25 protein-coding genes and 1 tRNA gene are annotated in these 26682 nt (G+C 64.7%); 11 read left to right on the plus strand and 15 right to left on the minus strand.

All coding sequences use genetic code 11. The annotated features are described in order from the left end of the window. Window positions 1-170 precede the first annotated feature (170 nt). On the minus strand, window positions 171-1622 hold the full coding sequence (locus tag Pla108_RS05715; RefSeq protein WP_231934298.1) for a cytochrome ubiquinol oxidase subunit I: 1452 nt from the start codon (window positions 1620-1622) through the stop codon (window positions 171-173). Window positions 1623-1899: 277 nt separating this feature from the next. Between Pla108_RS05715 and Pla108_RS05720 the strand changes: the two genes are divergently transcribed. Beyond that, the gene (locus Pla108_RS05720) at window positions 1900-2427 is read left to right on the plus strand and encodes a DinB family protein (protein WP_146443888.1); all 528 of its coding nucleotides are present in this window, start codon (window positions 1900-1902) and stop codon (window positions 2425-2427) included. Window positions 2428-2518: 91 nt separating this feature from the next. Here the strand turns inward: Pla108_RS05720 and Pla108_RS05725 are convergent, their stop codons facing one another. Beyond that, the gene (locus Pla108_RS05725; protein ID WP_197526273.1) at window positions 2519-3283 is read right to left on the minus strand and encodes a dioxygenase family protein; all 765 of its coding nucleotides are present in this window, start codon (window positions 3281-3283) and stop codon (window positions 2519-2521) included. A gap of 259 nt (window positions 3284-3542) precedes the next feature. Here Pla108_RS05725 and Pla108_RS05730 point away from each other — a divergent pair, with 259 nt between their 5' ends. Both Pla108_RS05730 and Pla108_RS05735 read left to right on the plus strand, forming a co-directional pair. Further along, complete coding sequence (locus Pla108_RS05730; RefSeq protein ID WP_146443890.1) at window positions 3543-5258, plus strand: glutamine--tRNA ligase/YqeY domain fusion protein; 1716 nt, start codon at window positions 3543-3545, stop codon at window positions 5256-5258. A gap of 188 nt (window positions 5259-5446) precedes the next feature. Then, entirely contained in the window at window positions 5447-5842 is a 396-nt protein-coding gene (locus Pla108_RS05735; protein ID WP_146443892.1) for an L-rhamnose mutarotase, read from the plus strand. Window positions 5843-5990: 148 nt separating this feature from the next. On the opposite strand, the gene Pla108_RS05740 is transcribed toward Pla108_RS05735, so the two are convergent. After that, window positions 5991-7244, minus strand: a complete 1254-nt coding sequence (locus Pla108_RS05740; RefSeq protein WP_146443894.1) for a glycoside hydrolase family 28 protein — start codon at window positions 7242-7244, stop codon at window positions 5991-5993. Between the two features lie 252 nt (window positions 7245-7496). Here Pla108_RS05740 and Pla108_RS05745 point away from each other — a divergent pair. Both Pla108_RS05745 and Pla108_RS05750 read left to right on the plus strand, forming a co-directional pair. Further along, window positions 7497-7579 (plus strand) — tRNA-Leu (locus tag Pla108_RS05745). A 729-nt stretch (window positions 7580-8308) separates the two neighbouring features. Further along, window positions 8309-9340: a formylglycine-generating enzyme family protein gene (locus Pla108_RS05750; RefSeq protein WP_146443896.1), complete on the plus strand. Its 1032-nt coding sequence runs from the start codon at window positions 8309-8311 to the stop codon at window positions 9338-9340. A gap of 676 nt (window positions 9341-10016) precedes the next feature. Here the strand turns inward: Pla108_RS05750 and Pla108_RS05755 are convergent. The 6 genes from Pla108_RS05755 to Pla108_RS05780 form a co-directional block, all read right to left on the minus strand. Then, entirely contained in the window at window positions 10017-11135 is a 1119-nt protein-coding gene (locus Pla108_RS05755; RefSeq protein WP_146443899.1) for a tyrosine-type recombinase/integrase, read from the minus strand. Further along, complete coding sequence (locus tag Pla108_RS05760; protein ID WP_146443901.1) at window positions 11125-11349, minus strand: hypothetical protein; 225 nt, start codon at window positions 11347-11349, stop codon at window positions 11125-11127. The genes Pla108_RS05755 and Pla108_RS05760 overlap by 11 nt, the downstream gene beginning before the upstream one ends. Window positions 11350-11358: 9 nt before the next feature. Next, entirely contained in the window at window positions 11359-12540 is a 1182-nt protein-coding gene (locus tag Pla108_RS05765; RefSeq protein ID WP_146443903.1) for a hypothetical protein, read from the minus strand. 843 nt (window positions 12541-13383) lie between these two features. After that, a complete protein-coding gene (locus Pla108_RS05770) occupies window positions 13384-13842 on the minus strand; it encodes a hypothetical protein (protein WP_197526274.1) in 459 nt (152 codons plus the stop codon). Window positions 13843-14345: 503 nt separating this feature from the next. Then, window positions 14346-15389 carry a type II secretion system F family protein gene (locus Pla108_RS05775; protein WP_146443907.1) on the minus strand — a complete coding sequence of 348 codons (1044 nt, stop codon included), beginning with the start codon at window positions 15387-15389 and terminating at the stop codon, window positions 14346-14348. A gap of 150 nt (window positions 15390-15539) precedes the next feature. Next, on the minus strand, window positions 15540-15839 hold the full coding sequence (locus tag Pla108_RS05780) for a hypothetical protein (RefSeq protein ID WP_146443909.1): 300 nt from the start codon (window positions 15837-15839) through the stop codon (window positions 15540-15542). Window positions 15840-16316: 477 nt separating this feature from the next. Between Pla108_RS05780 and Pla108_RS05785 the strand changes: the two genes are divergently transcribed. Next, window positions 16317-17030 (plus strand): HNH endonuclease, encoded by a 714-nt coding sequence (locus Pla108_RS05785; RefSeq protein ID WP_231934299.1) that lies wholly within the window; start codon window positions 16317-16319, stop codon window positions 17028-17030. A gap of 503 nt (window positions 17031-17533) precedes the next feature. Here Pla108_RS05785 and Pla108_RS05790 read toward each other — a convergent pair. Further along, window positions 17534-18309 (minus strand): IS5 family transposase gene (locus tag Pla108_RS05790; RefSeq protein WP_146444451.1). Its coding sequence is split into 2 segments (ribosomal slippage): window positions 17534-18003 and window positions 18003-18309, totalling 777 coding nucleotides; the frame shifts between segments, so codons are not numbered across the junction. Window positions 18310-18378: 69 nt separating this feature from the next. After that, on the minus strand, window positions 18379-18621 hold the full coding sequence (locus tag Pla108_RS05795; protein ID WP_146443912.1) for a hypothetical protein: 243 nt from the start codon (window positions 18619-18621) through the stop codon (window positions 18379-18381). 726 nt (window positions 18622-19347) lie between these two features. On the opposite strand from Pla108_RS05795, the gene Pla108_RS05800 reads away from it, so the two are divergent. Continuing rightward, window positions 19348-19677: a hypothetical protein gene (locus tag Pla108_RS05800; protein WP_146443914.1), complete on the plus strand. Its 330-nt coding sequence runs from the start codon at window positions 19348-19350 to the stop codon at window positions 19675-19677. A 221-nt stretch (window positions 19678-19898) separates the two neighbouring features. Here the strand turns inward: Pla108_RS05800 and Pla108_RS05805 are convergent, their stop codons facing one another. Then, on the minus strand, window positions 19899-20177 hold the full coding sequence (locus Pla108_RS05805) for a ferredoxin family protein (protein WP_146443916.1): 279 nt from the start codon (window positions 20175-20177) through the stop codon (window positions 19899-19901). Window positions 20178-20773: 596 nt separating this feature from the next. Here Pla108_RS05805 and Pla108_RS05810 point away from each other — a divergent pair. After that, complete coding sequence (locus tag Pla108_RS05810; RefSeq protein WP_231934300.1) at window positions 20774-21349, plus strand: RNA polymerase sigma factor; 576 nt, start codon at window positions 20774-20776, stop codon at window positions 21347-21349. 226 nt (window positions 21350-21575) lie between these two features. Here Pla108_RS05810 and Pla108_RS05815 read toward each other — a convergent pair whose 3' ends face one another. From Pla108_RS05815 to Pla108_RS05825, 3 genes are all read right to left on the minus strand, one after another. Continuing rightward, window positions 21576-22736, minus strand: coding sequence for a hypothetical protein (locus Pla108_RS05815; protein WP_146443920.1), 1161 nt, complete (start codon window positions 22734-22736; stop codon window positions 21576-21578). A gap of 23 nt (window positions 22737-22759) precedes the next feature. Continuing rightward, on the minus strand, window positions 22760-23281 hold the full coding sequence (locus tag Pla108_RS05820; protein ID WP_146443922.1) for a hypothetical protein: 522 nt from the start codon (window positions 23279-23281) through the stop codon (window positions 22760-22762). Window positions 23282-23394: 113 nt separating this feature from the next. Then, entirely contained in the window at window positions 23395-23628 is a 234-nt protein-coding gene (locus Pla108_RS05825; protein ID WP_146443924.1) for a hypothetical protein, read from the minus strand. 112 nt (window positions 23629-23740) lie between these two features. Here Pla108_RS05825 and Pla108_RS21435 point away from each other — a divergent pair, with 112 nt between their 5' ends. The 3 genes from Pla108_RS21435 to Pla108_RS05835 all read left to right on the plus strand — a co-directional run bounded on the left by Pla108_RS21435 (window position 23741) and on the right by Pla108_RS05835 (window position 26623). Then, on the plus strand, window positions 23741-24523 hold the full coding sequence (locus Pla108_RS21435) for a glycine-rich domain-containing protein (RefSeq protein WP_146443926.1): 783 nt from the start codon (window positions 23741-23743) through the stop codon (window positions 24521-24523). A gap of 140 nt (window positions 24524-24663) precedes the next feature. Then, window positions 24664-24798, plus strand: coding sequence for a hypothetical protein (locus tag Pla108_RS21440; RefSeq protein WP_261342508.1), 135 nt, complete (start codon window positions 24664-24666; stop codon window positions 24796-24798). A gap of 271 nt (window positions 24799-25069) precedes the next feature. Continuing rightward, window positions 25070-26623 carry a 2-isopropylmalate synthase gene (locus tag Pla108_RS05835; protein WP_146443928.1) on the plus strand — a complete coding sequence of 518 codons (1554 nt, stop codon included), beginning with the start codon at window positions 25070-25072 and terminating at the stop codon, window positions 26621-26623. The last annotated feature ends 59 nt before the right edge of the window (window positions 26624-26682 follow it).

Genomic DNA, 26682 nt, shown 5'->3' on the forward strand with positions numbered 1-26682 from the left:
ATAGCCACCGAGTTTCAAAGACCGAGTTTCAAAGAACGTGGAGTGGTTTCGATCTGACAGGATCGACTGGATGAACAGGATTGGCTTTCGATCCCGTCGATCCTGTAGATCCTGTCAAAACCTCTCTTCACTATCTCAGATTCTACACGGTGGCTGCGCGGTCAGTCTTCTTAGGCGTCTGCCATGCCGATGTCGTGCCGCCGCTCCGGGACCGTCTCGCCGTCGTCGTCACTCTCGCCTAGCTCTGGTCCATGTTGGATCTTGCCGTTGAGGAGCACCAGCCAAAGCACGCCGAGCGTGGTGTAGATGACGCCGAAGAAGACGATCGAGCCGAACACCTGGTCGGCGTGTACCGACTCGGAGACGCCGTCGCTGGTGCGGAGCCCGCCGGTGGCGACGCCGTCGATGATCGTCGGATAAACGATCCACGGCTGGCGGCCACACTCGGCGGCGACCCAGCCCGCCTCGTTGGCGGCCATCGCTAGCACGACCGAGCCGACGAAGAACCAGAGCAGCCAACGCTGCTCGAACAGCGTCCCGCGGCGGTAGAACCACCAAGCGACCCAGGTCGCGACGATCATCAGCGTGCCGATACCGACCATCAGGTGGTACGCCTGGAAGGTGATCCACACGGGGGGCTCGCCGTAGACGGGCCCGAGTTGGTCGAAGCCTTGGACCACTGCCGTCGGGTCTTGGTGCACCAGCAGGCTGAGGCCCCCGGGGATCGCAACGCCCCAATCGACGCGGCGTTCTTGTTGGTTGGGCCAGCCGAACAAGTAGAGCGGCGCGCCGGCCTGCGTCTCGTAAAGCCCTTCCATCGCGGCGAGCTTGGCCGGCTGGTGCTCGGCGACCATCTCGGCGTTGAAGTGCCCCGACACGGCTTGGCAGAGCGACGCGACCGTCGCCAACAGCAGCGCGCCGGTGAACGACCGCTTGGCGAAGTCGATATGCCGCCCCTTTAGCAGGTACCACGCCGAGATGCTCATCACGAAGCAAGCGCCGAGGACAAACGCCCCGAGCCAGACGTGCGTCAGTCGGTGTACGGTCGAGGGATTGAAGACCATCGCCCAGAAGTCAACGATCTCGGCCCGCATCGCGACGCGATCGCCAACAACGTGTTCACGTAGCACGTGGCCGGTGGGCGTCTGCTGCCAGCTATTGGCGATGACGATCCAGACCGACGAGAAGATGCCGCCAATCGCCACCATCAGCGTGGCGAAGAAGTGCATCTTCGGGCCGACGCGGTCCCAACCGAACAGCAGCAGGGAGAGGAAGCCCGACTCGAGGAAAAACGCAAAGATCCCCTCGGCGGCGAGCGCCGAGCCGAAGACATCACCCACGAACCGTGAGTAAGCGGCCCAGTTGGTGCCAAACTGGAACTCCATGACGATGCCGGTGACGACACCCATCGCGAAGTTGAGCCCAAAGAGCCGCGTCCAAAACCGGGCGGCCTGCTCGTAGATCGCCTCTTTGGTCCAGAGGTAGCGTCCCTCGAGATAGACCAGCACCACGCCCAGCCCGATTGTGAGGGGCGGGAACAGGTAGTGGAACATGATCGTCAGCGCGAACTGAATCCGCGACAGCATGACGACATCCATTCCGAAAACGGTCTCGTCGGGCATTTCTGGCGATTGCTCGTGGGTGGCGGCGCGGAGCGTTTACGTTACACCATCGGCCACGACCCGTTGCGCGGATAGCGCGGCAGATGGTCGCGGTTGGGGGAGTTGGGTTGTGAGTTGCAAGTTGGCGCAACTCCCGGCGCTGGCGCTTAGGGCTCCCGACCCATATTGCATAAGCAATACTCGCAAAGGGAGCCCTAAGCGCCAGCGCCGGGAGTGAACCCGCGGACGCCGCAATGCGTCCCTATCGTCGTCCGCTTCGCCCCCGAGGGTTCCCCGCATGTCCCAGCGTCTCGAAGTTACCGACCCCGCCGCGTACCGCCGTAAGCTCCAGGACCAACTGGCTGGGCGCGATCCGCTGGAGGTGATCGGACAAACGCCGGCCGCGCTGCGGGCCCTCTTTGCCGGTGTGGACGAGGCGACCGTCCGGTCGCGGCCGTTCCCTGGCAAGTGGACGCCGCTCGAGGTGCTTGGCCACCTGGTCGACGCCGAGTGGTCGTTCGGTTGGCGGATGCGATTGGTCCTTGGGGACGACACGCCGCCGATTGTGCCGATGGACCAGGAGAAGTGGGTCGTCGCCCAGCGACACAACCAGGCGTCGCTCGGCGAGTTACTCGACGACTTCGCGGCGCTCCGCGCGATCAACCTGCGGCTTTGGCGCCAGATGACGCCAGCGGACTTGCAGCGGATCGGCGTCCATGGCCAGCGGGGAGAAGAATCGCTCGACACGATGCGTTGGATGCTCGCCGGGCACGACGAGTCGCACCTCGACCAGATCGAGCGCTACCTCGTTGCGGCGCGGCCTTAGCACTTCGCTCCGGTCGCTGACGCTCCCGGCTCGCCAGTCAGAGGAACGGCGAGCCGGGAGCGTCAGCGACCGGAACTGAACGGCCCACCCGTCACTGCCGCGGTGGTGGTCCGCCGCGCCGCCCACCGGGGCCGCCGAAGCCGCCCCGTGACTTCGCGATGACCCCCGGGAATTGGCCGTCGTCCCCCTCGGCGGGCGTGCGGCCGAGCGTGAGGTTGAACTCGACCTCGTACTCGTCGAGCGGCGATCCCTCGATCTTGCGGAAGTCGCCCATCAAGAGCTTCCGCTCCGCCTCACCACCGACGCTCCGCAGCACGCCGTCGCGCTCGTTCTGCGGCTGACCGGCGACGAATAGCTGGGTCGTTAGCACCCGTTGGCCGTTTTGACTCACGGCGAAGTGGATGTGTGGCGTGCGGCCCGGGTAGGGGACCGGCTTGATCGTGCGGAAGTAGTAGGCGCCCGACGAGTCGGTCAGGAAGCGGCCGTACCCCTGGAAGTTCTTGTCGCGCTCGGCGTTGCGGTCGGCCGAGTGCAGATAGGCGCCGTTGTTATCGACCTGCCAGATCTCGACGACGGCGTTGCGGACCGGCTCGCCGGCGCGGCTGAGGACCCGACCGGTGAGGTGCGTGATGTCGCCGAGGCCGTGGGCGGTCGCCTCGTTGACGATTAAGAGGTCGTTGTCGGTGTCGAGCGGCAGCCGGTCGGGATAGAAGGGGCCCTCGGTCATCGACGGCGTGGCGAGCAACTCCGCCAGCGCGGCGGGCGACATCGCGGCAATGCCGGCGGCCGTGAAGCCGGTTCGGAGCGAGCTCAAGAGGAATTCACGGCGCGGTAGTCGGACGAGTCGGGATGGCATTTTCGGGGCTCCTGAGACAGCTGGCGACAAGGGCACTCTACCCGAAACCCGGCAGCGAGCCTCAGGTTCCGTTGATTCGGCGGGCCACGAAGAGGCACAAAAAGCACAGAACTGGTGGCGGCGTACGGCCCATTTTTTTTCGTGCCTTCTGTGCCACTTCGCGGCTGCCCTCTGCGGCGACCACCGGGAGTGGTAAATTGGCCGGCGCCGGCTCCGCCCGGATCGCCCCGCCCGCCTATCCCGCCAAGTTGATACCGCGATGTCCACGGAAGAGACGCCCCCCGCCGCTGCGAAAAACTTTATCGAGCAGCAGATCGACGCCGACTTGGCCGCCGGCCGCGCGGACCACGTCCATACGCGGTTCCCGCCGGAGCCCAACGGCTACCTCCACATCGGCCACGCCAAGAGCATCTGCCTCAACTCGGGGCTGGCGCGCACCTACGGGGGCAAGTTCAACCTGCGGTTCGACGACACGAACCCCGCCAAAGAAGAACAAGAGTACGTCGACGCCATCATGGACGACGTCCGCTGGCTCGGCGCCGACTGGCAGGACCGGCTCTGCCACGCCAGCGACTACTTCGAGACCTACTACGAGTGGGCCGTCGCCCTGGTGAAGGCGGGGCACGCCTATGTCTGCGACCTCACGGCCGACGAGATGCGCGAGACCCGCGGCACGCTCACCGAGCCGGGTACGCCGAGCCCCCACCGAGGCCGTTCGGTCGAGGAGAACCTCGATCTGTTCGCCCGGATGCGCGCCGGCGAGTTCCCCGACGGCGCCAAGACGCTCCGCGCAAAGATCGACATGGCGTCGCCGAACGTCAACCTGCGCGACCCGGTGATGTACCGCATCAAGCACGTGCCGCACCAGCGGACAGGCGACGCCTGGTGTCTGTACGCCGCCTACGACTGGGCGCACGGCCAAGGCGACGTGATGGAGGGGATCACGCACTCGATCTGCACGCTCGAGTTCGAGAACCACCGTCCCCTTTACGACTGGTACCTCACTCGGCTGGACGAGTTGAAGCTGCTGCCGCATCCGCGGCCGCGACAGATTGAGTTCGCGCGGCTCAATCTCACCTACACGGTGATGAGCAAGCGGAAGCTGTTGCAGCTGGTGCAAGAGAAACACGTCGACGGCTGGGACGACCCCCGTATGCCAACCATCCGCGGCCTGCGGCGCCGCGGTTATACGTCCGAGGCGATCCGTGCGTTCTGTGAACGGATCGGCGTCACCAAGCAGAACAGCACGATCGACATGCTATGGCTGGAGGACGCCGTGCGCGAGCACCTCAACGAAACGGCGGAACGTCGCATGGCGGTGCTGCGGCCACTGAAGGTGACGCTGACGGCGTTCGCCGACGGTTCGGAATTGCCGGAGGGGGTCATCAAGGTCTGCCAACTCGACAACCACCCGCAGCACCCCGAGCAAGGCTCGCGCGAGATCGAATTGACGCGCGACCTCTGGATCGAGGCGGACGACTTCATGGAGGAGGCCCCCAAGAAGTTCTTCCGGCTCAAGCCGGGCGGCGCGGTGCGGCTGCGCGGGGCGGGGATCGCCAAGTGTGAGGAGGTCATCAAGAACGCCGCCGGCGAAGTGACCGAACTGCGCTGCACCTTCGACCCCGACACCACGGCCCTTGCCGACGGCAAGAAGGTGAAGGGGACCATCCACTGGGTCCCGGCCGCTGATTGCATCGACGCCGAGGTGCGGCTCTACGACCACTTGTTCGCGAAGGAAGACCCCGACAAGGCGGAAGAGGGGAAGACCTTCCTCGACAACATGAACCCGGCGTCGCTAGAAATCGTAGTCGCTAAGCTCGAGCCGGAACTCGCCGACGCCGAACCGGGCGAGCGGTACCAGTTCGAACGGCTCGGCTACTTCTTTGCCGACCCGATCGACTCGGTCGACGAGGCGCCGGTCTTCAACCGCACCGTGACGCTCCGCGACGCTTGGGGCAAAGAAGCGGCGAAGTAGCGCGCAGAGACGCGGAGTCGCAGAGACCTGGGCTTTAAGCACTTTGCGCCTTCGCGCCTTGGCGTGATTTTAACTAATCAAATGAGTCTCACGCCAAGGCGCGGAGTCGCAAAGAGTTTTGATTCACACCTCGGCGACTCTGCGACTCTGCGCGAGATATCCTCTTTTCATGCAAGCGAGCCAGTAGCATGCCGCCTGTTTACGGCCCAACGAATCCGTCGCCCGAGTCCCAGGCCGCTGCGGGTGTGCGACGGTTCGCTTCGTTTGTTGAGCTGAAGCCCGAGCACGAAGCGGTCTACCGAGAGATGCACGCCGATGTCTGGCCCGAGGTCGTCGCCGCCTGCAAGCGGGCGAACATCCAGAACTACCACATCTGGGTCCAGACGATCGGCGATCGGAAGTTCATCTTCCGGAGCTTCGAGTACACGGGCGTTGATCCCGCCGCCGACTTCGCCGCTGTTGGCGAGGACCCGACGATTCGTGAGAAATGGTGGCCGATCACGGACGATTGCATGACGGCCGTCGATGGCGGCTCGGGTGGCGACGTGTGGCGCGACGCCGAGCTGGTGATGTTCCTGCCTTAGCCGTAACGGCCTTCGAGGGAGCCATGAATATCCCCTTTGCGCCTTCGCGCCTTGGCGTGAGACCAAAGCACTTTTATTAATCTCACGCCAAGGCGCGAAGGCGCAAAGGGACTTGCTTCAATCGTCTGCGTCTCTGTGCGAGTTTCTACTATGGTGACTCGACGTCGCGCTTCACGATCGGCTCTCCCTTCTCAGCCGTGACCTCGACGTTGTTGAGCACGACGCCGCGTGCGTGACGGATTTCCAGGCCGGCTCGCTTGGCGGTGATCTGCACGTTCTCCAGCAGGACGTTCTCGATCGGGCATTCGGGCAGGCCCACGATGAAGCCCGCGTCCTTCGTGCTCGTGGCCGTTAGATTGCGGATCGTGATATTGCGGTACCGGGGCGTCGTTTTGGTGATCGGCTGGGCCTCTTCGACCTCGGCGGGGATCTTCGGGTAGTAGCTGGTGATCGTGATCGCGCCGGCGACGTTCTTCATTGTGATGTTCTCGCACAGCAGGTTCTCGACCGTGCCGCCCCGTTTGCGATCGCTCTTGATGCGGATGCCGTTGTCGGTGTCTTCGAATGTGCAGTTGCGGACGATGACGTCCTTCACCCCGCCGACGGTCTCGCTGCCGATCGACATGCCGTGGCCATGCTTGAACGTGCAGTCGGTGACGGTGAGGCCAAGAGCGGCGAACTCCCGGCCGTCGGCTCGCTTGCCCGACTTGACGGCGATGTTGTCGTCCCCCACGTCGATGAGGCAGCGCCGCACGGTGACGTCGACGCACATGCTCGGGTCGATGGCGTCGGTGTTAGGCGCCCGCTCGGGGGCTAAGAAGGTGGCGTCCTCGACGAGCACGCCGTCGCACTCGGTCGGCACGAAGTGGAATTTTGGCGCGTTCTGGATCGTGACGCCGCGGACGACGAGGTTCTTTACGCGGGTCAGCACAATCAAGTTGGGCCGGGGCAGCGTGTAGCCCGACTTCTTCTGGCGGGCCGCCTCGGCGGCGTCCCACCACGCCTGCCCGCCGCCATCGATCGTTCCCTCGCCCTCGATTGTGACATCCTCCAGGTCCTTGCCGGTGAGGAAGTGGTCGAACTTGCCCGGCTCGTCGGGGCGTTCGTAGGCGGTGCGGTCGCTGGTCGCCAGCAGCGTCGCCCCCTCAGCGAGCCGCAGGGTCGTGCGGGTCCCGATCGTCAGCGGCTCGCTCAGGTAGGTCCCCGCCGTGAGCAAGACGCTGCCGCCGCCCGCGTCGCCGCATTCGTCAAAGCACTTCTGGATCGCCGCGGTGTCGAGCGTCGTCCCGTCGCCGACCGCCCCCGCCTCTCGGACATCGAAGACCCGCGGCTCAGCCGCACCGGCGGCGGCTGTGGCGAGGAGCGTCACGAAGAGACCGAGGGAAGCAATCGAGGATTTCATAGAATCGCTGAGTACGAGGCGCCGAGAAGGAGGAAGGTCGAGAAGGAGGGCGGTGAAGAGGCCCGGCGGCACAAGATCTTCGGCCGGGGTCTCTCCCTGTATGCGGTGACGGGGGGCGAGTCGCAACGACGAATCCTGCAAACTGGCGCACCAATCGCGCCGGCGACGAGAATCTCCCGGCGTTCGGCGGGACGTCTTGCATCCCAGCAAGGCTCGCCCATAATGGCCTAACTCGTTGCTCAGCAACGGCTTGCCGGAGTGGCGGAATGGCAGACGCGACGGATTCAAAATCCGTTGCCCGCAAGGGCGTGTGGGTTCGACTCCCACCTCCGGTACTACTACGCTGCGTTTTTCATAGCATTCTCGTTCCGACTCAGTCCAGAGCGGCCGGCATTTTTTTCCGCCTGTGTCCGCAGTTTTGTCCTTTTCTAGGAAGCGTCGGCCAGACACTCCGCGGTGCGGAATCGTCGATGGCCGCGGTAGTTTCTGCGGTATGACCGGATCTGCCGCTGTCGAAAAGACCTTTGCGGCTGCGCCGCCCGCCTTCGAGTCAGGGTTGATGCATTCCCAGCCAGTCGGGCAGTGCGCAGATTGACCGAGGTGAGCTGCAGCTGGGAGGCTTGGCGACTTCCTGGTAGCGGCCCAATGCTCCCCCGGCCGGGTGCCGCCTATCTTCAGAGGTCATCGCGACCGACGCTAATTGGTGGGCTCGCTAACCGCGGACGGGTGAGGCATCCGACGCCGCATGGGCAATCTGGGAAGCGTCCGAAATCAGCTGCACCGCTCCAACTACGCGGTACACCGAAGGTGTTGAGAAGTTTCACTACGACGCGGCGGAAGTTGCCATTATTATTTCGCCGATTTTATGGCCGCCGATAGTAGATTAGTCGGCGCCAAATCTGACATTGGTGATGCACCCGACGCGGGTTCTGCTCCCTTCTTTACACATTTTGCACGCCATTTTTTCCGGCGGGCGCTACCCACGGCGGGGTGGGGCGCTCCGCTACACTCTCATGATCGTTCCCCTGCCTGATCTTCCACCCTGAACAGGAGCGTCGTCCCCGATGATCCACACCCCGATTCTCACCCTCTTGTTAGCAGCCGTGGCAGCCCAGCCGGCCGCTGCCGGCACGGTCTCGTTCGATTGGGCGTTTGTCGGTAACCCAGGCAACGCTGGCGAGCTCTCTGGCACCGGAGCTGGCGGGTTCGGCCCCGACACGATCGTTGGCGCTGTCGACTACTCCTACCGCATCAGCAAGCACGAAGTCACGAACGCCCAGTACGTGGAATTCCTCAACGCCGTCGACCCGACCGGCGCCAATGCACTGGCGCTTTACAATACGAGCATGGCTGGCAACTTTGGTGGCATCGAGCTGCGCGGAGGCAACGGCGATGGCAGCAAGTTCGTCGCCCAGGTGGGCCGGGAGCAGAACCCGGTGACGTTCGTGTCGTTCTTCGACGCGATGCGGTTCGCCAACTGGCTGCACAACGGGCAAGGCGCGGGAGATACGGAGACCGGCGCGTACACCATCGGCAGCGGCATCGACGAGGTCCGTTCGACAAGCGCCAAGTACTGGATCCCCAGCGAAGACGAGTGGTACAAGGCGGCGTACCACGAGGAGTCGGCCGGCACTGCAGGCGTTTACTTCGACTACGCCGCCGGGAGCGACAGCATCCCCGTGAGCGACCAGCCGGGTGACAATCCAGCAGCGGTGAACTACTTCGACGACGACGGCATGGCCGACGGCTTCAACGACGGCTACGCGGTGAGCGGCTCGTGGAGCTTCCCCAGCAGCACGAACCCGTTCACCGATGTCGGCGCCTACACGGCCGCGGCGAGCCCCTACGGCACGTTCGACCAGAACGGCAACGTGTGGGAATGGACAGAAGCAGTCTTTAGTTCTTCTTCCCGCGGTTTGCGGGGCGGTTCGTGGATCAGCAGTTCGAGCGACTTGTGGGCCGCCTTCAGGTACAACAACAGAGCCGCGAGCGAGGGCGCCATAGTAGGTTTTCGCGTGGCAACCGTCCCTGAAACAGGTTCGGTTCTCATAGCGGGGTCGGCAACGATGGGATGTTTGATCCGGAGACGAGCGTAGCATCACCCTGGTGCTCTTACCCTCTTTCCATTTCTTCTTTTCTCTTGTAGCCGAAGGCAGCGGGCGAGACTTCTGACGACAGAGTCTCACCATGAGACTCTGAAACATAGCGGGACCGGATCGCGAGCCGCCGGTCCTGCCCGTTGGATGGTGAACTAGATTTCGGTCGGTCGGATCAGTTTCGGCGGCTTGGCGGTCTGCCGAACTCACGTCGGTGCAGCTCACCTTGGAAAGTTTAGGAGGTGCCCATCCTGCGTAGGCTTCATCGTTCTCAGCAGCTTTGAGTGTCCCCGTAGCCTGCGTCGGTGGACATTACTTCCTTCAGACTTGGCTCGGGCCAAGCTACCGAAGTTGGACCAACACCAGCGGCTTTGCCCAGCCGGGAAGTCGCAGCGGTCTCCTGGCAGCAGAGACACCTCACGCAGTTTCAGAATACGAGTCGCGTCACCCGCTATCTCGAACGCCTTGATGGAATTGCAGACGGTGAGGTGGACCGACTTGCTTCTAGGCAACTTCAAATCCGTGTCTCCTTTCTCACTCAACTAAAGCCGTTTTTTGGCAAGATCATTGACGTATCCATTCCTCGCGATCAGCTGGATACCATAGTTGGCCAAGCCAGTGCGTAGGTGCTCGTTTCCGAGTCGTTGTCGCCGATCATTGGCTATTGCAGCCTGCCTCAAGTCGATACCTCGCACTTTGGGTGGCTTTGCCAAATTAGGTCAGCTGTCCGGTCGGCATCCTGCCCGACGTAGTAGTCCATCGTCGTTGACAGAGACGCGTGCCTCATCAGCTCGCGCAGGGCATGAACGGGGATCCGTGCGGCCCAACGGACTCCAAACGAGCGACGGAAGTCGTGGACCGAGGCGTGCTTCTTCGTCTGCTCATCCACGATGACCCCGGCGTTTTCACCGATTCGAGCGACAACGCGACTCACCCAGATCGGGTTAGCGACTCGGCCGTCGCGACCAGGTGGTCGAAAGATTGGGCCCGTACGCTCACCGTCAGGCGTTTGCTGGAGGAACTCAGCGAAGTCGGGCGTGATCGGGACGCAGCGGTCCTTGCCCCCTTTGTCGTACTCGGCCGGGATGAACAGCATCGGCCGACGTCCCCCGAGCTCGACGCGCGGGACGCCGTGTCCGCGCCACTCGAATAGCAGCGACTCGCGCAGTCTGAGGCCGGATAACCACATGCCTTCCAGATAATGCCGCCAGGCTGCGACCCTTTGGGGACCGACGACCGACTCGGTGGCGTCCAGCATGCTGCGGAACTCATTGTCCGTGAGCGGCCGGCCCTTCATCAGCTTGCCCGTGCCGCGGAGGCTGGGCAGCTTGACGCGGGGCGCCTTCTTGAGGAGCTCGACGTCCTCGCACCAGCGGAGGAACGCACGGAGGTGCGTCAGATGGCTGCGGATGCTGGCCGGTCGCAGTCCCCGGTCGCGGAGCTTGCTTTGGAAGATGCTGATGCGTGAGGCGTCGAGGTCGGTCAGGCGGTGCGGATGCACGACGCGCTGCACCTCGTCGAGCGTCTCGCGGTACTTTTTGATGGTGCTGGGGCGCAGCTCGGGAAGCTTCTCGGCTTTGTGCCGTTGTCGGGCGTGCTCCCAAAGGATGGCGCCGCTGGCGTCGTAGCGGCCGGTGAGAATCTCTTCCTCGAGTCGACCTGCTTCCTTGAGCGCCGCGGCCTTGGTCGTCGCCTGCGTCCTGCGTTGCCGCTCGGCGCCGGTGTCCGGGTCCGTCCAACGCAGCACGTAGTGATCGCGGTCGCGTTTCTTGACGCATTTGACGTTAGGTCTCATCACGCGCGCGCTCCTCCATGAAGGCGATGACCAGGCGACCAGAAAAGTAGGGGCTACGGCCGATGCGGATGACCGGCAGCCCGTCGCGGCGGAGCTCTCGCAGTCTGGCGGGCCCGAGCGCCATCCGTCGCGTGAACTCGGCCAGGGTGTAGAGCTCTCCCTCGGCGATCAGTGAACCACCGCTGCCGTCGGATGCGTCTTGATCAGTTGTCATGGCTCGTTGTCAGTAGGGGAGGGCGGCGTAGTCGAGTTCGAGCCGCTCCTGTTGTGGGTAATTGAGATGCGGCGCCTTCGTTAGCGGCCTGACAGGGACGCCGAGGAAACGGGCGCGACCGGAGGCGTCGAGGTCGTCGCGCCGTTGCTCGAGCTTCTCGAGGAGCCCGTCTCCGCAGACGGCATCGACACGGTCCATCACCCGTTGCAGCACCTGCCTGGCTCGCTTGAACTTCTCCGGCATGGCGGAGCCGACACTGGCGACGAGGCCGCCGATCTGGCGAAGTAGCTTCTCATCGTCTGGCGTGCCGGTCGCTTTCCGGACTAGGGCGACGACCTCGCCTTCCGCCCAGGCTGCGAAAGCTTCACACACCTTGGCCCAGAGTTCGGAAGCCTCGGCGCGGGCGTGGTTGCCGTGCTCGCGATGACGCTCGGCGTCGTCGACGATACGGAACCAGTGCTCTACCAGGTACTGCGTGATGGTCGGTAGGAGGTCGAAAACCTGCTCTACCGTTCGCGCTTCGCCCTGGAACCCGTCGGGAGCCACCGTATGCCACTGGGCAAGCCATTCGCGGCGGAGTTGGTACTCGACCCGCGTCGCGGCCTCCGGGAGCACGCCGCCCCACCGTCGTTGCTTGAGCACTTCGAACTTGGCGGGGTCCGCCTTCTTCGTCGCTTCCAGCAGCTTGTCATAGATCCGCATCATCGCGGACCCTTTGCCGCGGACGAAGCCGGTGTAACCGAGCTCGTCGTCGAAAACGCCACCCGACCTGGCTCGTCCAATGAAGTCGCGCCGCTGGTACGCTTCGCAGAACTCTTTCACGGAGACGCCAGGAAGATCGATGCAGAGGTCAATCCGTGCGACGAGGTTCGTCTGCGTCTTGATACCGAGATCACGCAGCAACTCACGGGCGTCTCGCCAGCACTTCTTGTGGCCGTCGCGCATCAGACGGAACGAGCTGAACTTGATGTGCGCTATCTCGCCACGGTCCCCAGGAACGTCGCTCATCACCAGCACGTCGATTCCGTCCCATTGGAGGTGGTAGTCGAAGAAGAGCGTGCCGGCGCAACGGCTCAAGCCTCGTGGCTTCACACGGACCTTTCGATCCATGACGGTTAGGGAGGCGTGCTGGGCGGTGGCCTTGCTCTTGGCGTACTCTTGGGCCTGTTCCAACTCGGGAAGAAGACGCATGAATTCGCGTTGATGCTGGCCCATGATCCAGACTTCGAGAGTGTCGATGCCCCCAGTAGTTTGTGTTTGACGGTTAGAACCCCCCGTGTTACTCGGGGCGGGGGGTTCTAGGTCTCCGCAGCATTGGCGGCAGAAGCACGTCGCGTCGTGCTGTTGGCCGGCGCGGTCGCTGTTGGTAAAGTACGCATCTTCCCTGATACGCATGGGTCACTCCTTGCGTTGAAGGTCACGCCCAGCGGTCCCGCCTCTCGCCAAAGAAGTTCGGGGCCGTTGGGCCTTTCTGTTGTTACGCCGCTTGTCGCTCCTCGTGGCTCCGGAGCCGCCCCGCTCACCAACAGAGGCTGAGTGGGGAAGTGTCCCCCTGCCACCGTCTCCGCCACGTCCACGTCCACCCTCAGCTATGGGCGAAGGGTGTACGCGTACGCGGCTCCGACGGAGGCAGGGGGACAGCAAGGCTCCTTTTGACGTTCCGTCTTTCCGTTGTTCGTGGTTGCGTGAGTGAGCTGTGCGAGGCCTTCTTCGGATACCGGCTCACTTAATCAGCAGTGCGAGCCAGAGTCCTGCGTCGGCAGGTTAACCCGTTTCCCTTGCGAATCGTTAGGACCGCTCGCCGAGACGATCGGCTACGCTGCTCGCTCGCTCCTTACGTCGCTCTCTGTGCTGCTCGCCGACTCGCTCGACGTTGCCGTGCTTCCGATCGACGCGGTGAACGATTTTCCCACAAGCCGGTAGGCCTGCTCTTTGCTGAGGCCGTGATCGCGGCGCAGATGCCAGTGCATGCCCGTTCGCGTTTTGATCGCGAGCTGGCAGCGAGGGCAGGTGCGGCTCATTTCTCGATCGTTATTAGTCGCCACTTCGTGCGATCCTCGGCGTAAAGTCCAGCGATCCATAGATCGCTCCTGGGTCCCCTGACACATATCGTTGGGGCAGTTGGCCGTATTCCGGCACTCCGCGATGGGCAGCTGCGTGGTCTGCGCTCACCCAAATATCTTCTTCTATCTCGTACTCCCATTCCCCCTCCGCACGGCGTCCAAGGAAGACGCACCCTCTTTGACTCCGCACTCTTACTGCTGCTTCCCCGCGTTCTCTGTAGCCTTCTCCGGGCTGCGAATTCTCCGCACCCCATTCGGCGAGCCCGTGTACGAGTTGCTGCACCGCTATGCCGGCTATGGTCGCTATCCCTTCCAGCTTGTCGTAAAGCTCTTTTTCCAGCCGGATCTCTACGCGGACCTTGCCATCCGTAGTGGTTGACTTCTTCCGGGCCGGCTTCTTCACTGTATTTTTGGCGGTCTTCTTAGGCATGCTTGATGTGGTCATGGGTTTGCGGGTGACTGTCCGAAGTTTCGGCAACCTAGTGTCGTTGCCTTCACGAAACAACGCCGAAAGTTTTCGGTGCGTATTCGGCTTGTCACCGCGCTAGTCCCTTTGTCCCTAACTTGTCCCCTGTAAGGGCTTTATGGGCGTCTGCTTGCCATGCTGGCAGGCAGCGAAAAGCCCTAGAAAAAGGGCTCTTGAGTAGGACCGTGGCGATTCAAAATCCGTTGCCCGCAAGGGCGTGTGGGTTCGACTCCCACCTCCGGTACTGGTTTCTGGCGGTCTCGAAGTGTTTCTGGCGGTCTCGACGTGGCTACGCCACGATTTCGCCACGCGTATTACTGGCGGTCTCTTTGGCTGGCTCAAGACCTCGCCACGCTTGGTTGTACGCTTTGCTTGCTTGAGCCGACGGCGCTAGCCGCGGGCGCCAGTGGTACACGCCTCGTGGCGCTGCCCGCGGCTAGCGCCGTCGGCTCAAGGTGATTCTCGGCTCACAGGCCGTTCAGCGCGTCTTTCAGCACGCCGGTGTAGAAGCCGAAGACGCGGAACACCAGCGCGATAATCACCGCCGCGATCGCGGCCCAGACAAGGAATGCGGCGATGCGGGTCAGAACCCCCACGGCGTGCTCGGCCTCTTCGTCGTAGCGGCGGGAGAGGCGGTCCATCGACTCGACGATCGTGCCGGTCTCTTCGGCGACCTCCAGGTGGTCGAGGAACTCCCGCGGGAACACGCCGGTGGCCGCGAAGCCTTGCGAGAGCGGCTCGCCCCGGCCGACCGCCGCGGCCACCGCGGCGTCGTGCTGCGAGTAGCGGGCGTTGTCCGACGCGCGCAAAACGATGGGCGCGACGCGGCGGAGGTCCATCTCGACGTTCATCGTCAGCCGCAGGGCCCAGGCGATCCGCGCCAGGGCGATCTTCTGTAGGGCGGGCCCGATGACGGGCAGCGTGCTGACGCGGGCGCGGACCGCGGCGGCCCAATCGGGGCGGCGTCGCAGCGCCATCCAGGCCAGCCCGGCGGTCAGCGCGATACCGACCAGGAGGTTGGCGTAAATCACCAGCCCTTGGGCGCCGACGAGCCCGAACCCGAGCATGTCGAGCGGCCTGCCGCGGCCGTCCTTCAAGAAGCCGCCGATCGCGATCAGCAGGCCGACAATCGCCAGCGCCATGCCGAGCTGCACCAACGGCCAAGCGATCTCCGAACGGAACGTGCGCGCCCGGTCGACCTGGCTCTGGTAATGCTGCGACAACCGGCGGAAGACCTCGGGCGCCGAGCCGGTCTGTTCGCCGACGCGCGACAGCTCGACCAACAGCGGCGGGAAGAAGGGACCGGCGTTGGCGATCGCTTCGTCGAGGGGCTCACCCGCGGCGATCGCCGTGGCGACGTCGCCGCAGGCGGTGGCGGCGCGGCCCGATTGACGGTCCGCCTCGCTCCGCCAGATGCGGCGGATGTCGATCCCGGCGTCGAGCGACAGCGCGACGCGGTCACAGAGACCGGCGAGCGTCTTGGCGGAAGCCGGCGCGCCCGCGGTGAGCATTGTAGAGGCTTGAGGTTGCAGGCTTGAGACTTGAGGACGCGCGGCGACTCGCCAGCGGGTCGAGGCGATCGCCTTGAGCAACGAGACGCTTGCCCTGATCAAAGAGTATCCAGGCCGAACGTTTCGTCTACCGTCTCAAGCCGGCGGACTCTAGTTCTCGCTGTAGCCCGTGCGGGCGACGGCGCGGCCCAAGGGGTTCAGCAAGAAGCGCTCGCGGCAGTCGTGGCACAGGTCATAACGGACCTGGCGGTAGAGGTTTTGGTCGTCCTCTTCGTCGAGGTCGTCCATCCGTTCGAGCAGGTCTTCGATCTCTTCGAGGTGGTCCGACTCGTCGGCGCCCGGGTTGGGATCGTCGTCGATCGCGGCGTAAACCTCGAGCCTGACGACGTAGCGGGTTTCGCAGGCTTGTTTGATCGCCCGGCCGCAGCAGTCGCACGTGAAGTGGATCATCGGTGAGGGCCCCGTCTGAGGTAAAAATCCGCTCAATTCGCCTGCAAACTCGCCGCGGTGTACGCCCGCGCTGCTCGCCGTCTCGTGGTCCGTGCTCTCTGCCCTGCAGGTGCATCCTAAGTAGAACGCGCGGCGCCCAGCAAGCCGAAGCCCGCTTTGTTTTAGGATTTGGGGAGAGGGAATTTTAAGAATTGAGGAAGCAGGCGTCGGAAGTTGGTGAAGGAGGGCGTTCTGGCGCCGGCTCGGCTAGCCCGGTCGATTTCTCCCGACTACGATTGGAGGTACCCGGTGGACAACACGTCGGCCGCCCCGCAAAAACGCGCGGCGACTGGGGTTCGCGCAGCGGCGCGAACTTGTCCCCGTCACAACGAGTCCGATTGACGATCGGCCGGCCCCCGCCGAGGGGATCGGCCGTTGAGGCGAAGCACGCAGCGATTCTGCTTACACGGAACTGAGCCTGCCTGTACGGATCTGGGAGTGACGAGTCATATGGCGACGGCTGCATATGGGATGACGCCCTACGGGGCGGCGGGACCGGCTGCGAACGCCGGCGGGTCGGCGCTCCATGCGAGCGTCTTGGTGTTGAACCGCCAGTACATGGCGATTCATGTGATCGACGTGCGCCGCGCGTTTGCGCTGTTGATGCGCGAGCTGGCGGAGGTGATCCACATCGAGGATGGCCAGTACGCCAACTACGACTTCGACTCGTGGCGCGACCTCAGCGAATTGCGGGCGAGCTTCACCGAAGAGGGCGAGCTCGAGCCCGACCCACACGCCGACTGGGTGCGCTCGATCAACTTCCAGATCCAGGCGCCGCGAATTTTGCGCCTGCTGCACTACGACCGGGTGCCGCGCCAGCGGGTGCGGCTCAACCGGCGGAATCTGTTCGCCCGCGACGGCGGGAAGTGCCAGTACTGCCGCAAGACGTTCCCGACGAGCGAGCTGTCGATCGACCACGTGGTCCCCAGCTGCCACGGCGGCGAGACGACTTGGGAGAACGTCGTGTGCGCTTGTGTGAAGTGCAACGTCCGCAAAGGGGGCCGCACGCCCGAAGAGGCCGGCATGAAGCTGGCGAAGAAGCCGGTCCGCCCGAAGCGGAGCCCGCTCTTGGCGATCAAGCTGGGGAACCCGAAGTACGTCAGCTGGCGGTCGTTCGTCGACGCGGCGTACTGGTCGGTCGATTTGAAGTGAGGCGACTCGCACCGAGCCGCCCCTAGGTCCGCCTGTAGAGAACGCGCTCCGCGAAGAATCCCTCGCCCCCTTAAGGGGAGGGGGGGTCGAACCCGGGCGCGAACGACACCTCCTCCCCATACGCTAAGCGGCAAGGAACCCACCCAGGCGGTCGGCGAGAAGCTGGCTGTGTGGCGCCTGCTCAGATCGACGCCTCCTTACGCAGTTGGCTAGGCTCCCGATCACCGTTCGTTAGATATCATCCATTGACCGAGTGCGTTTCGCATCGCCCATCTTCCACGTAGAACGTGATCTCGTGTGGGTCTTGCTCTTCTTGCCATGAAAACCGCATCGTCACGGTGAAATCATCTTTCGCAAAGACTCGCACGCTCAACACCGACTCCGTTCCCCAGACCTGCTCAGGAGCATCAAATGCAGGAACGCCCGTGACGGCGTCCGCATATGGTTCGTAGAAGTCGAACGCTTGGTCTTGGATAAGGCTAAGTAACTATCCCAGAAGTGCCTTATCCGGTCAGTTGTCGTAACCTTCGGTACCAGAGCAGGAGGCAGCCGAGTTGGAAGAGGGCGAGGTAGTTCTCGGCGTGCTTCTCGTTGCGGACCAAGAGGCCGCGGCACTTGCTGAGCCAGGCGAAGGTTCGCTCGACGACCCAGCGTCGGTTCTTGCGCCTTCGTGGCTTGGGGTTGCCTGGCCGCTGGATCGGTTCGATGCGAGGTTCGTATCCGAACTCCTCCGCGACTCGGCGAGCGGCCGGCGTGTCGTAGCCTTTGTCGAGGCAGAGCCGCTCGGTCGAATCGGGACGCTCGACGACCACCATGTGGAGCAGGTCCTCCAGACACTTCGAGTCGTGCCAGTTGGCCGGCGAGGTCATCGCGGCGAGCGGGCCCCCTTGGCCGTCAACGAGCAGGCTCTTCTTCGTGCCGTTCTTCGCCCGATCCGTCGGGTTCGGACCGACATCGCCCCCCCAAAGCGGGCTTTGCCCAGCATCGCGTCGGCCGCCTGCCAGTCCCACTCGACGCCCCCCAGCTCGTCGCAACGCTCCACCAGTGTCGCCCACACCTTCTCCCAAACGCCGTCTTCTCGCCACCGCTGGAACCAGCGGTGGTTGCTCGAGTCGCTCCCCAGCTCGGCCGGCATGCGGTTCCACTGGCAGCCGCTCCGCAAGCGGAAGAGGACCGCGTTGAAGACCTGCCGGAAATCGACCCGCGGCCGACCGGTAAGCTTGGCAGGATACGCTTCAATCAAGATCGGCTCGACAATCGCCCACAACGTATCGTCCACTTCCCAGATCGTCTCCAGCGACGCCGCTACGGCCATCTCGCACCTCCATGGTTCGGGTTGCGAGAACCTCTACGAACTTCGCTCTACCCCGCCAAGACCAGTTCTGGGATAGTTACTTAGCACCTCGCTCCAGTGCGATTCAATCCAATCGTATCCAGATAACGCCACCCCCGACGGTCCATCATCGGAACCGTCAGCAAAGCATACGGCGATTGGTGTCTTGCTGTACGGGACCGAAACCTCGTCAATCTGCCAATCGATGTCTTCCGGATAGAGTTCACCAAGCCTTGGATGGTTGAACGTGTCTTCCATGTAGACCTCCGACTGGTGCTGGCTATTGAATCGATGGCTGGCGGTCAGATGTCCCGGAGCAGCGGGTAGGGTGGGTCGAGACCCACCGGCAGCCGAGTTGATTGCCGATTCATGGTGGGTCTCGACCCACCCTACTTGGCTGCTAGCGAGCGGAACGCTTGATAACGCGATCTCGGTACTCCTGAAACCCTACCCAGCCGGCTTCGGCGTCGGAAAGTTGATGCAGCCACTCGCCCTGGGACGTATCTAGCAAGTACCAACTACATTTCTCGCCGATAGCTAAGAGCAGAGGAACGGCATCTCCGCCTCCACGCACATGCACCATGAAGCCGTAACATGGATCGTCTCGCCCGACATTGAATTCCACAGAGAAGCCCCCGCCGTCCAAGAAGCCCCAACTGGGGTCATTCCAATTGACCGCGGGAGCAGCCTCGCTGATTCTCGCCCGCACTTGCTCAAGCGTGCCAAGGGACTCGCCTCGCCAGTCATCGGGCATCTCGGGCACTGGAGGTGGCGGCACCTTCGCAGCGAAGAAGGAAACGTCCCAGCTCAACGTGGCTCCTCCAGACTTCTGGCGATACTGAAATGCACAATCGGTGACCTCCAAGCGGGTAGGGTGGGTCGAGACCCACCGGCAGCCGAGTTGATTGCCGATTCATGGTGGGTCTCGACCCACCCTACTTAGCTCAATGCCAGGTACAGTGCTCACCTAGGAGTCAGAACGCCGTGATTACGTTTCAGGTTGTTGAGGTCTTGGCAGTCGGCAACCGCCGTGCTGTAGCCGGCAGAGTTGTGGCTGGTGATGTCACCCGCGGGACTAGATTCCACAGCCTCAGCAAAGACTACCTTCTTCTGAACAAGAGCTGCCCAGTGCGTCGCATTGACCTCACTGTGACTCAACTGAGTGCGTATGGAGACGACGATAGAGACTGCTTGCCTGAAGGGATTACAGGTGGGCTGATTCTTGAGGGCGATGGATGGAACTCGATTGGGAACCCGACAATCGACAGCATGGTTTACCTGATTGCCGATACTCTCATCGCGACGGCTTCGTAGGATGTACCGCTAAGTGCAAAGGTGTGACCCGCCTGGGGGCGTCGGAGCGGTCCCCGCCCAACGGCTCGAAACCGCCGCTTGGTAGCCCTTGGCGTGCAAATCGCCCGAACGAGGTCGGTACCCACCGTCTCCGGACAGACACCCTCTAGCCAAAAAGAGCCGCCGATGACGAATCACCGGCGGCTCTTTGCAGTTCTGTCGTTCGCCCGAAGGGCGCCCGCTCAGCTGTCGGCGAGCGGCTCTTTCTTCTCGGTGATGACTTCGCACTCCGGCGCCTGCTCGGCGTTCAGGGCGATGAACTCCTTCCACTCTTCGGGGACGTTGTCCTCGTGGTAGATCGCCTCGACCGGGCACTCGGGGACGCAGGCCTCGCAGTCGATGCACTCGTCGGGGTGGATGTAGAGCATCTTATCCCCCTCGTAGAAGCACTCGACGGGGCACACGACCACGCAGTCGGTGTATTTGCAGTCAAAGCAGGGCTGGGTGACGACGTGCGGCATGGGGGCGGGTCTCCTCGCTGGCGAAAGGCCGCGGAGGCGGCCGATGGGGTTGGCTTACCGCCTTAGGGCGGGTGGCGTTTGGCGGGTGGTCGTTGGTTGGCTTATGCCGTTGAGGCGTTGGTTGCGGCCCCATTGGAGAGGCCATCGGCCAAGCCTAGGGTGCGGCTTGAGGCGGTTGGCTTGTTGCGACTGGGTATCGATAGCCAGACGGCAACCCGTTACCCCGTCTACGCTTACGCATCGTAGCCAAGCGTAACACTTGGGCAAGCTAGGGTCGTTGTGGGGTGCTGTCAACGGGCCGCGATTCAGTTGCTTGCATCGGAGCCGCTGCGTACTATGAAGGTTGGCGGTCTGGCCGCCGGCGCCACGTGGCAAACCGTTCTACTTCAACGGTTTGCGTGCGATAGCCGGCCTCCCGGCTGCCGAATACAGAGGTAGCAAGCGAGGGGGGCGGCCATCGGGCACGTCGCCTCCCGCGGCGATCCTTTCGGGGAGCCGCCGCGTAGCGTTACAGGAACGGCAAGCAGGGGCGCCAACCACGGCCGCCGCACCGCGACGGACTGTGGTTTCGATCCGCTGACATCAGGGGACCGCAGTTGGCGTTCTCACCAATCGATCGCGATTTACTCGACTCCCTGCTCGGCGGCAACGCCGAGGCATGGCCGCAATTCGTTGATCGCTTCCTAGCGCTGATCTCACACGTCGTGAGCCATGCGGCCGACTGCCGCGGCGTCCGCCTCACCGCAGCCGATCGGGAGGACCTGATCGCCGACGTCTTCGTCACCCTCCTCGAGCGCGACAAGGCGGCCCTCCGCCGGTTCCAACGCCGCAGCTCGCTGGCGACCTACCTGACGGTGATCGCCCGCCGGGTGGTGGTGCGTCGCCTGATGCAGCGGGCCGGTCAGACGCCCGTCGCGATCCATCCGGCCGGCTTTACGAGCGAGCCGACCAACGGCGAGGCATCCGCCGAGCAACGCGTCGCCGACAGCGACCAGGTGAACCACATGCTGGGGGGCCTCTCCGAGCCCGACGCCCAAGTCGTGCGGATGTATCACCTCGAAGGCCGCTCGTACAACGAGATTAGCCGCGCCGTCGGCCTGCCGGTCAACACGATCGGCCCGGTCCTGAGCCGCGCCCGCCAGCGCCTGCGTCAGCAGGGCGGCTCGCACTGAGCCCGAAGGTCATGAGCCGACGGCGCTAGCCGCGGGCGCCAGTGGTACACGCTCTCTGACACTACCCGCGGCTAGCGCCGTCGGCTCAGGTCCTTCGTCGTGGTCACGGCAAGGGTTCGGATGCGCTTTTGTGGGAGGGGTCTCCGACCCCGATTGCGCGTCGCTATCCCGCAATGGCTTGGAAGCCGCGATCGGGGTCGGAGACCCCTCCCACAGAATCAGTTGCCTACGGCAACGAGCGGCCGCCTGCGGGGAGGCCAACGAACCCACTCGACTGCGGCAGCGTGACGGGCGTCACGGCGGCGGCCGACGTTTGGGGGTAACTGCTTGGCGTTTGGTAGATCGGCGCTGTTGGCGTTGCCGAGGGCGTCGCCGGCAGCGTTGCGACGGGCGCGCTCGGCGCGGCAGCCGGCGTGCTGGTCGAGGCGTAAGGCGTCGCGATCGGCTGCGGCTGCCCATAAACCGATCCGACCCCTGTCAGGTCCCACGGCCCCGTCGTCGGGGCGGGCGTTCCGCCGGGCGCCGTCAGATCGATGACCGGGTACGAGCCGATTTGAGGGACCGTCCAGAGCTGGCCCCCATCGCCGACCGGGGCGTTCACCACGATCGGCCCCGTGCCGATGGTCAGGTTGAGCCCCGACGCCGGCACGCTGATCCGCACCCGCTCGGGGAGCGAGGTCTGTGTCCCGGGGTCGTAGTGGAACTGGTCGGCAAAGACGCTCGCCGTCAGCGAGCCGGCCGTGTCGTAGACATGCTGTTCGCGGACGCAGGCGGTCTGGGCGTCGATGATCAAGACCCTCGCCCCGCCGTCGGCGACCTGTGTCCGCAGCTCGATCGTGCCGTTGTCGCGGGGCAGGGGCCCGACGTACGCCGCGTTGGGGTCGAGTTGCACAAGGCCGAGCGCCTCGATCAGCCACGCCGGCTCGACGGGCACTTGGCCGCGGACGGGGCTCGTCGCCCACTGGTCGTGCCGGGCCGTGTAGAGCGCCGGCGGCTCGTTGCGGCGGGCCCAGATCCAGAACCGCTCGTCGTTGCTCCCCAGGTCGAGCTCGGGACCGGAGAGCGCCGTGGTCGCCCGCAGGCGGAACCGCATGGGCCGTTCGACCGCGATGCTCGCCGACACCAGCGGCAGGCCGGCCGACTGGGGCATCGAGACCGACGCCGACTGCGCCTGGTAGGTCTGGATCCGCGCCGAGTTGGCGTTCACCGCGGCGACGACGTCGGCCGAGGTCGCCGTCGGCGTGAGCACCGCCGGCGCGGGCGGTCCGGCGATGCCGAACGGCGAGCCGAGCCGCGGCGAGCAGCTAGCGCCCATCGACGAGACAACAACTACCAAGACGGCGAGCGTCGCGGCGAGGCGGGCGAGCGGCGCGGGGCGTTGTCGCATGGCGGGTCGGGGAGGGTTGGATTTCAAGCGGCGCCGAGCAGTTCGGCCAGCCGTTCTTGCAGGCGGGGCGCTTCTTCGGCGTTGGGCGGCGCGATCACCACCTCGATCGGGTCGTCCCGTTCGCGGCAGACCAGCCGCAGCGTCTCGGTGGGGCCGTCGTCGGTTGTTTCGCCCTGCAGGCCGGCGAGGAAGCTCTCGCCCTGCAGGCGGAGCACCCGGCGGCGCACCAGCAGCAAGGCCAGCAGGTAGCGGGCCGGCGCTTGGTCGGGCTTGTCGGCCCACTCATCGAGCAGGCTCAGCAGCGCCTCCCGCGGCGCCGGCTTGGCGTCGCCCGTGCCCGGCATCTGCGACCGCCACCAGGCGATGGCGCCCTCCGGCGGCGCCTTCTCAGCCAGGTCGGCCCACGCCGACGCGGCGTAGTCGCGGCGGACCACCTCGTCGCCCTCGTCGAGCAGCACCGAGACGAACGACTCGCCCGCCGCCAACTCACGGTCCGTGGCGGCGCAGCGGCGCGTACAGCGGCGGACGGAGTAGTCGATCGCCATGCGGGCGGGGGTCCTTGGGCGCGGACGGGGAGGCCGCGGACCGTACGAAATCAGCCCCGTTCGCCGCAAGGCCGGGTGCGGTCGCCGCTAGCAGGCCCAGCGACGACCGTGAATCAGCGCGCCCGGAAAAACCGGTTCGAGCCGCCGCCGGGGCCGATGGCGATCCGCACCTGCGCCAGGCAGCGCGGGCAGCGTCCCTCGTAGGCGTCGCCATTCCGGTTGCGGTAGATGCGGGCGTAGATGCCGCAGCACTCGAACTGCACGCCGAGAAAGGCGCCACGAGCGTCGGCGCCGGGCCCTTTGGGGCCCTCACTGGAGAGGTCGAGTTGGCTGCCCGGATCGTCCATAGAGTGCTAGCGGCTCGACGGGTGATTTCAGCTAAGATGTACCGCGACCGCGGGGCGGCCGGCAAGACGAACCGGCGCCCTCGGCCCGACGCCTTCGGATGCCATGACCCCGATGGACGATTCGCAAAGCGATCTCTGGCGACGGCTCGACGCGTTCCAGCTCGACGATCCGGCCGCGTCGCTCCCCTTCAGCCGCCGCCTAGCGCGGGAGAACGGCTGGGATGTCGGCTTCGCCCGCCGGGTCGTCGACGAGTACAAGCGGTTCGTCTTCCTAGCGATGACCGCCGGTCACGAGGTGACGCCGTCCGACGAGGTCGATCAGGCGTGGCACCTCCACCTGACTTACACCCGCAGCTACTGGGGCGAGCTTTGCGGGGCGGTCCTCGGCCGCCCGCTACACCACGGCCCGACGAAGGGAGGCCACGCCGAGGGCGCCCGCTTCGAGGACCAGTACGAGCGCACGCTCGCCAGTTATCGGGCGGCGTTCGACGCCGACGCGCCGAGCGACATCTGGCCGCCCAGCGCGGTCCGCTTCGGCGAAGCGGCCGACTTTGTGCGGGTGAACCGCCAGCGGACGTGGTTGGTGACGAAGCCGTGGCGGTCGCTGCCAAGCAAGGGACACGTCGTCTTTTGCAGTCTTGCGGCGGCGCCTCCGCTACTTCTTGCCAAAGCCAACTGGTTTCTCTGGGCTGTTGGCGGGTACGTCGTTCTTGCCCTCCTCTACAAGGTGTTCGCGAATCGCCGGCGAGGACGCGGCGGAAACCGGAGGCGTCTGCCGGGAGGCGACACGGGTTGCGATTCCGGTTCCGGAGATGGTGTCGGGATCACCTTCGACAGCGACAGTGGTTGCGGGGGCGGAGGCTGCGGCGGATGCGGCGGCTGCGGAGGAGACTAACCCAGCGAGGGACAGCGAGCCGGGAGACGTCAGTCCCCGGAGTTGCAGCAGGGACCAGCTCAACTTCGGCTCCACTCCGGGGGCTCACGCCTCCCGGCTCGTTGCTTTTTGTCGAACCTTGACGGGGGATCCAGAACGTCATGACCACCGCACTCTTGCTCGCCGCGATCGATTGGGGGAGCGTCGCCTGGTACCTGTGCATCGCCGTGGTCGTCGGCGCCTTGCTCGTCATGACGGGCGGTTCGGGGCCGAAGTTCCCCAATGATCTCCCTTGAAGGGCGTCCCCGTAAAAAATGGCGTCCCTAAGAAAGAGGGCGCGGGGCGAACCTTGACCCTGGCGCCGCGGTCTGGGCTATACTCGACCAGAGCAAAACCATGCCGACCCAAAACCTCCTCCTGCCGCTCCTCCTACTAGCCCTGATGGGGTCCTAGGGACGGCACGCAGTTGCACAACTGATCACGCCAGACCCCGGGGCCATACGGCCGCGGGGTTTTTTCGTATCCTTACCGCTTCAGCGAACTCTTTCTTCAGGCGAACCAACGACCATGTCCCGGCAGATCACGATCTTCGACACGACGCTCCGCGACGGCGAGCAATCGCCCGGCTGCAGCATGAACCTGGCCGAGAAGCTCGAGATGGCCCAGGCGCTCACCGATCTGCGCGTCGACGTCATCGAGGCCGGTTTCCCGATCGCCTCGCCCGGCGACTTCGAGAGCGTCAAGGCGATCGCCGAGCTCGTGAAGGGAGTCCAGGTCGCCGGCCTGGCGCGCTGCAACGACAAAGACATCGACCGGGCGGGCGAGGCCCTCAAGGGGGCCGAGGCGCCGCGGATCCACGTCTTCCTCGCCACCAGCGCCATCCACCGTGAGTTCAAACTCAAGATGGACAAGGAAGAGATCCTCCGCCGCGCCGTCGAAGGCGTGAAGCGCGCCCGCAACCTGTGCGACAACGTCGAGTTCTCACCCGAGGACGCGGCCCGCACCGAGCTCGACTTCTTGTGCGAGGTTGTCGAGGCGGCGATCAAGGCGGGCGCCACGACCGTCAACATTCCCGACACCGTCGGCTACGCCACGCCAGCGCACATGTACAACCACATCAAGACGCTCGTTGATCGGGTGCCGAACATCGACAAGGCGGTGATCAGCATGCACTGCCACGACGACCTCGGCATGGCGGTCGCCAACAGCCTGGCAGGCATTGAGGCGGGCGCCGGGCAGATCGAGTGCACGATGAACGGCATCGGCGAGCGCGCCGGCAACTGCGCCCTCGAAGAGGTCGTCATGGCGCTGCGGACCCGCAACGACTTCTACAACGCCGACACCCGCATCGACGCGACGCGGCTCGTGCCGACCAGCCGGCTCTTGTCGGGCATCACCGGCATGGAGGCGCCCCGCAACAAGGCGATCATCGGCCGCAACGCCTTCGCCCACGAGTCGGGCATCCACCAAGACGGCATGCTCAAGGAGCCGACCACCTACGAGATCATGCGTCCCGAGGACGTCGGCTTCACGAAGACCGACCTGGTGCTCGGCAAGCACTCGGGCCGGGCGGCCCTCGCCGATCGGCTCAAGGCGCTCGGCCACCCGGTCCAGGGCGAGACACTCGTCAAAGTCTTCGACGCGTTCAAACGGCTCGCCGACAAGAAGAAAGAGGTCTACGACGCCGACCTCATCGCCTTGGTCGACAAACGCTCGCCGACCGAGCGCGATTGGTCGCTGGTTTCGTATGAAGTGAAGACCCACACCGACGATCCCCCGTCGGCGACCGTGACGCTCCGCCGCGGCGCCGAGGGAAAGACCGAAGAGCAGACCGACACCTTCTTCGGCGGCGACGGCCCGCTCGACGCGCTGTTCCGCGCCGTCGAAAAGGTCACCGGCCTGCAAATGGAGGTCCGCGACTACCGCGTCCACAGCGTCACCAAGGGCAAAGACGCGCAGGGCGAGGCGAACATCGAAGCGGTCTGCGACGGCCGCCTCTACCGCGGCCGCGGCGTCTCGACCGACACCGTCGAGGCGAGCACCAAGGCGTTCATCGCGGCGGCCAACGGGGCCCTCGCCGGCGGCGGCCCCCCGGCCGACGTACGGCGCAACGCGGTTTAGGCGCGCCGGGAGCGTCAGCGACCGGAGTTCGTAGGAGACTCTAGGAAGGGGGAGGTGGG

The organism is Botrimarina colliarenosi, from assembly GCF_007859955.1.
GTDB classification, from domain to species: Bacteria; Planctomycetota; Planctomycetia; order Pirellulales; family Lacipirellulaceae; genus Botrimarina; species Botrimarina colliarenosi.

Excerpts from the sequence above, each read along its gene's own strand:
- Pla108_RS05735 (WP_146443892.1), top strand. The coding sequence starts at position 5,447 with ATGCCGCCTGTTTACGGCCCAACGAATCCGTCGCCCGAGTCCCAGGCC.
- Pla108_RS05815 (WP_146443920.1), bottom strand. The coding sequence starts at position 22,736 with ATGCGACAACGCCCCGCGCCGCTCGCCCGCCTCGCCGCGACGCTCGCC.
- Pla108_RS05825 (WP_146443924.1), bottom strand. The coding sequence starts at position 23,628 with ATGGACGATCCGGGCAGCCAACTCGACCTCTCCAGTGAGGGCCCCAAA.
- Pla108_RS05795 (WP_146443912.1), bottom strand. The coding sequence starts at position 18,621 with ATGGAAGACACGTTCAACCATCCAAGGCTTGGTGAACTCTATCCGGAA.
- Pla108_RS05805 (WP_146443916.1), bottom strand. The coding sequence starts at position 20,177 with ATGCCGCACGTCGTCACCCAGCCCTGCTTTGACTGCAAATACACCGAC.
- Pla108_RS05780 (WP_146443909.1), bottom strand. The coding sequence starts at position 15,839 with ATGATCCACTTCACGTGCGACTGCTGCGGCCGGGCGATCAAACAAGCC.
- Pla108_RS05750 (WP_146443896.1), top strand. The coding sequence starts at position 8,309 with ATGATCCACACCCCGATTCTCACCCTCTTGTTAGCAGCCGTGGCAGCC.
- Pla108_RS05755 (WP_146443899.1), bottom strand. The coding sequence starts at position 11,135 with ATGAGACCTAACGTCAAATGCGTCAAGAAACGCGACCGCGATCACTAC.
- Pla108_RS05725 (WP_197526273.1), bottom strand. The coding sequence starts at position 3,283 with ATGCCATCCCGACTCGTCCGACTACCGCGCCGTGAATTCCTCTTGAGC.
- Pla108_RS21435 (WP_146443926.1), top strand. The coding sequence starts at position 23,741 with ATGGACGATTCGCAAAGCGATCTCTGGCGACGGCTCGACGCGTTCCAG.
- Pla108_RS05730 (WP_146443890.1), top strand. The coding sequence starts at position 3,543 with ATGTCCACGGAAGAGACGCCCCCCGCCGCTGCGAAAAACTTTATCGAG.
- Pla108_RS05770 (WP_197526274.1), bottom strand. The coding sequence starts at position 13,842 with ATGCCTAAGAAGACCGCCAAAAATACAGTGAAGAAGCCGGCCCGGAAG.
- Pla108_RS21440 (WP_261342508.1), top strand. The coding sequence starts at position 24,664 with ATGACCACCGCACTCTTGCTCGCCGCGATCGATTGGGGGAGCGTCGCC.
- Pla108_RS05760 (WP_146443901.1), bottom strand. The coding sequence starts at position 11,349 with ATGACAACTGATCAAGACGCATCCGACGGCAGCGGTGGTTCACTGATC.
- Pla108_RS05775 (WP_146443907.1), bottom strand. The coding sequence starts at position 15,389 with ATGCTCACCGCGGGCGCGCCGGCTTCCGCCAAGACGCTCGCCGGTCTC.
- Pla108_RS05715 (WP_231934298.1), bottom strand. The coding sequence starts at position 1,622 with ATGCCCGACGAGACCGTTTTCGGAATGGATGTCGTCATGCTGTCGCGG.
- Pla108_RS05835 (WP_146443928.1), top strand. The coding sequence starts at position 25,070 with ATGTCCCGGCAGATCACGATCTTCGACACGACGCTCCGCGACGGCGAG.
- Pla108_RS05765 (WP_146443903.1), bottom strand. The coding sequence starts at position 12,540 with ATGCGTCTTCTTCCCGAGTTGGAACAGGCCCAAGAGTACGCCAAGAGC.
- Pla108_RS05720 (WP_146443888.1), top strand. The coding sequence starts at position 1,900 with ATGTCCCAGCGTCTCGAAGTTACCGACCCCGCCGCGTACCGCCGTAAG.
- Pla108_RS05820 (WP_146443922.1), bottom strand. The coding sequence starts at position 23,281 with ATGGCGATCGACTACTCCGTCCGCCGCTGTACGCGCCGCTGCGCCGCC.
- Pla108_RS05740 (WP_146443894.1), bottom strand. The coding sequence starts at position 7,244 with ATGAAATCCTCGATTGCTTCCCTCGGTCTCTTCGTGACGCTCCTCGCC.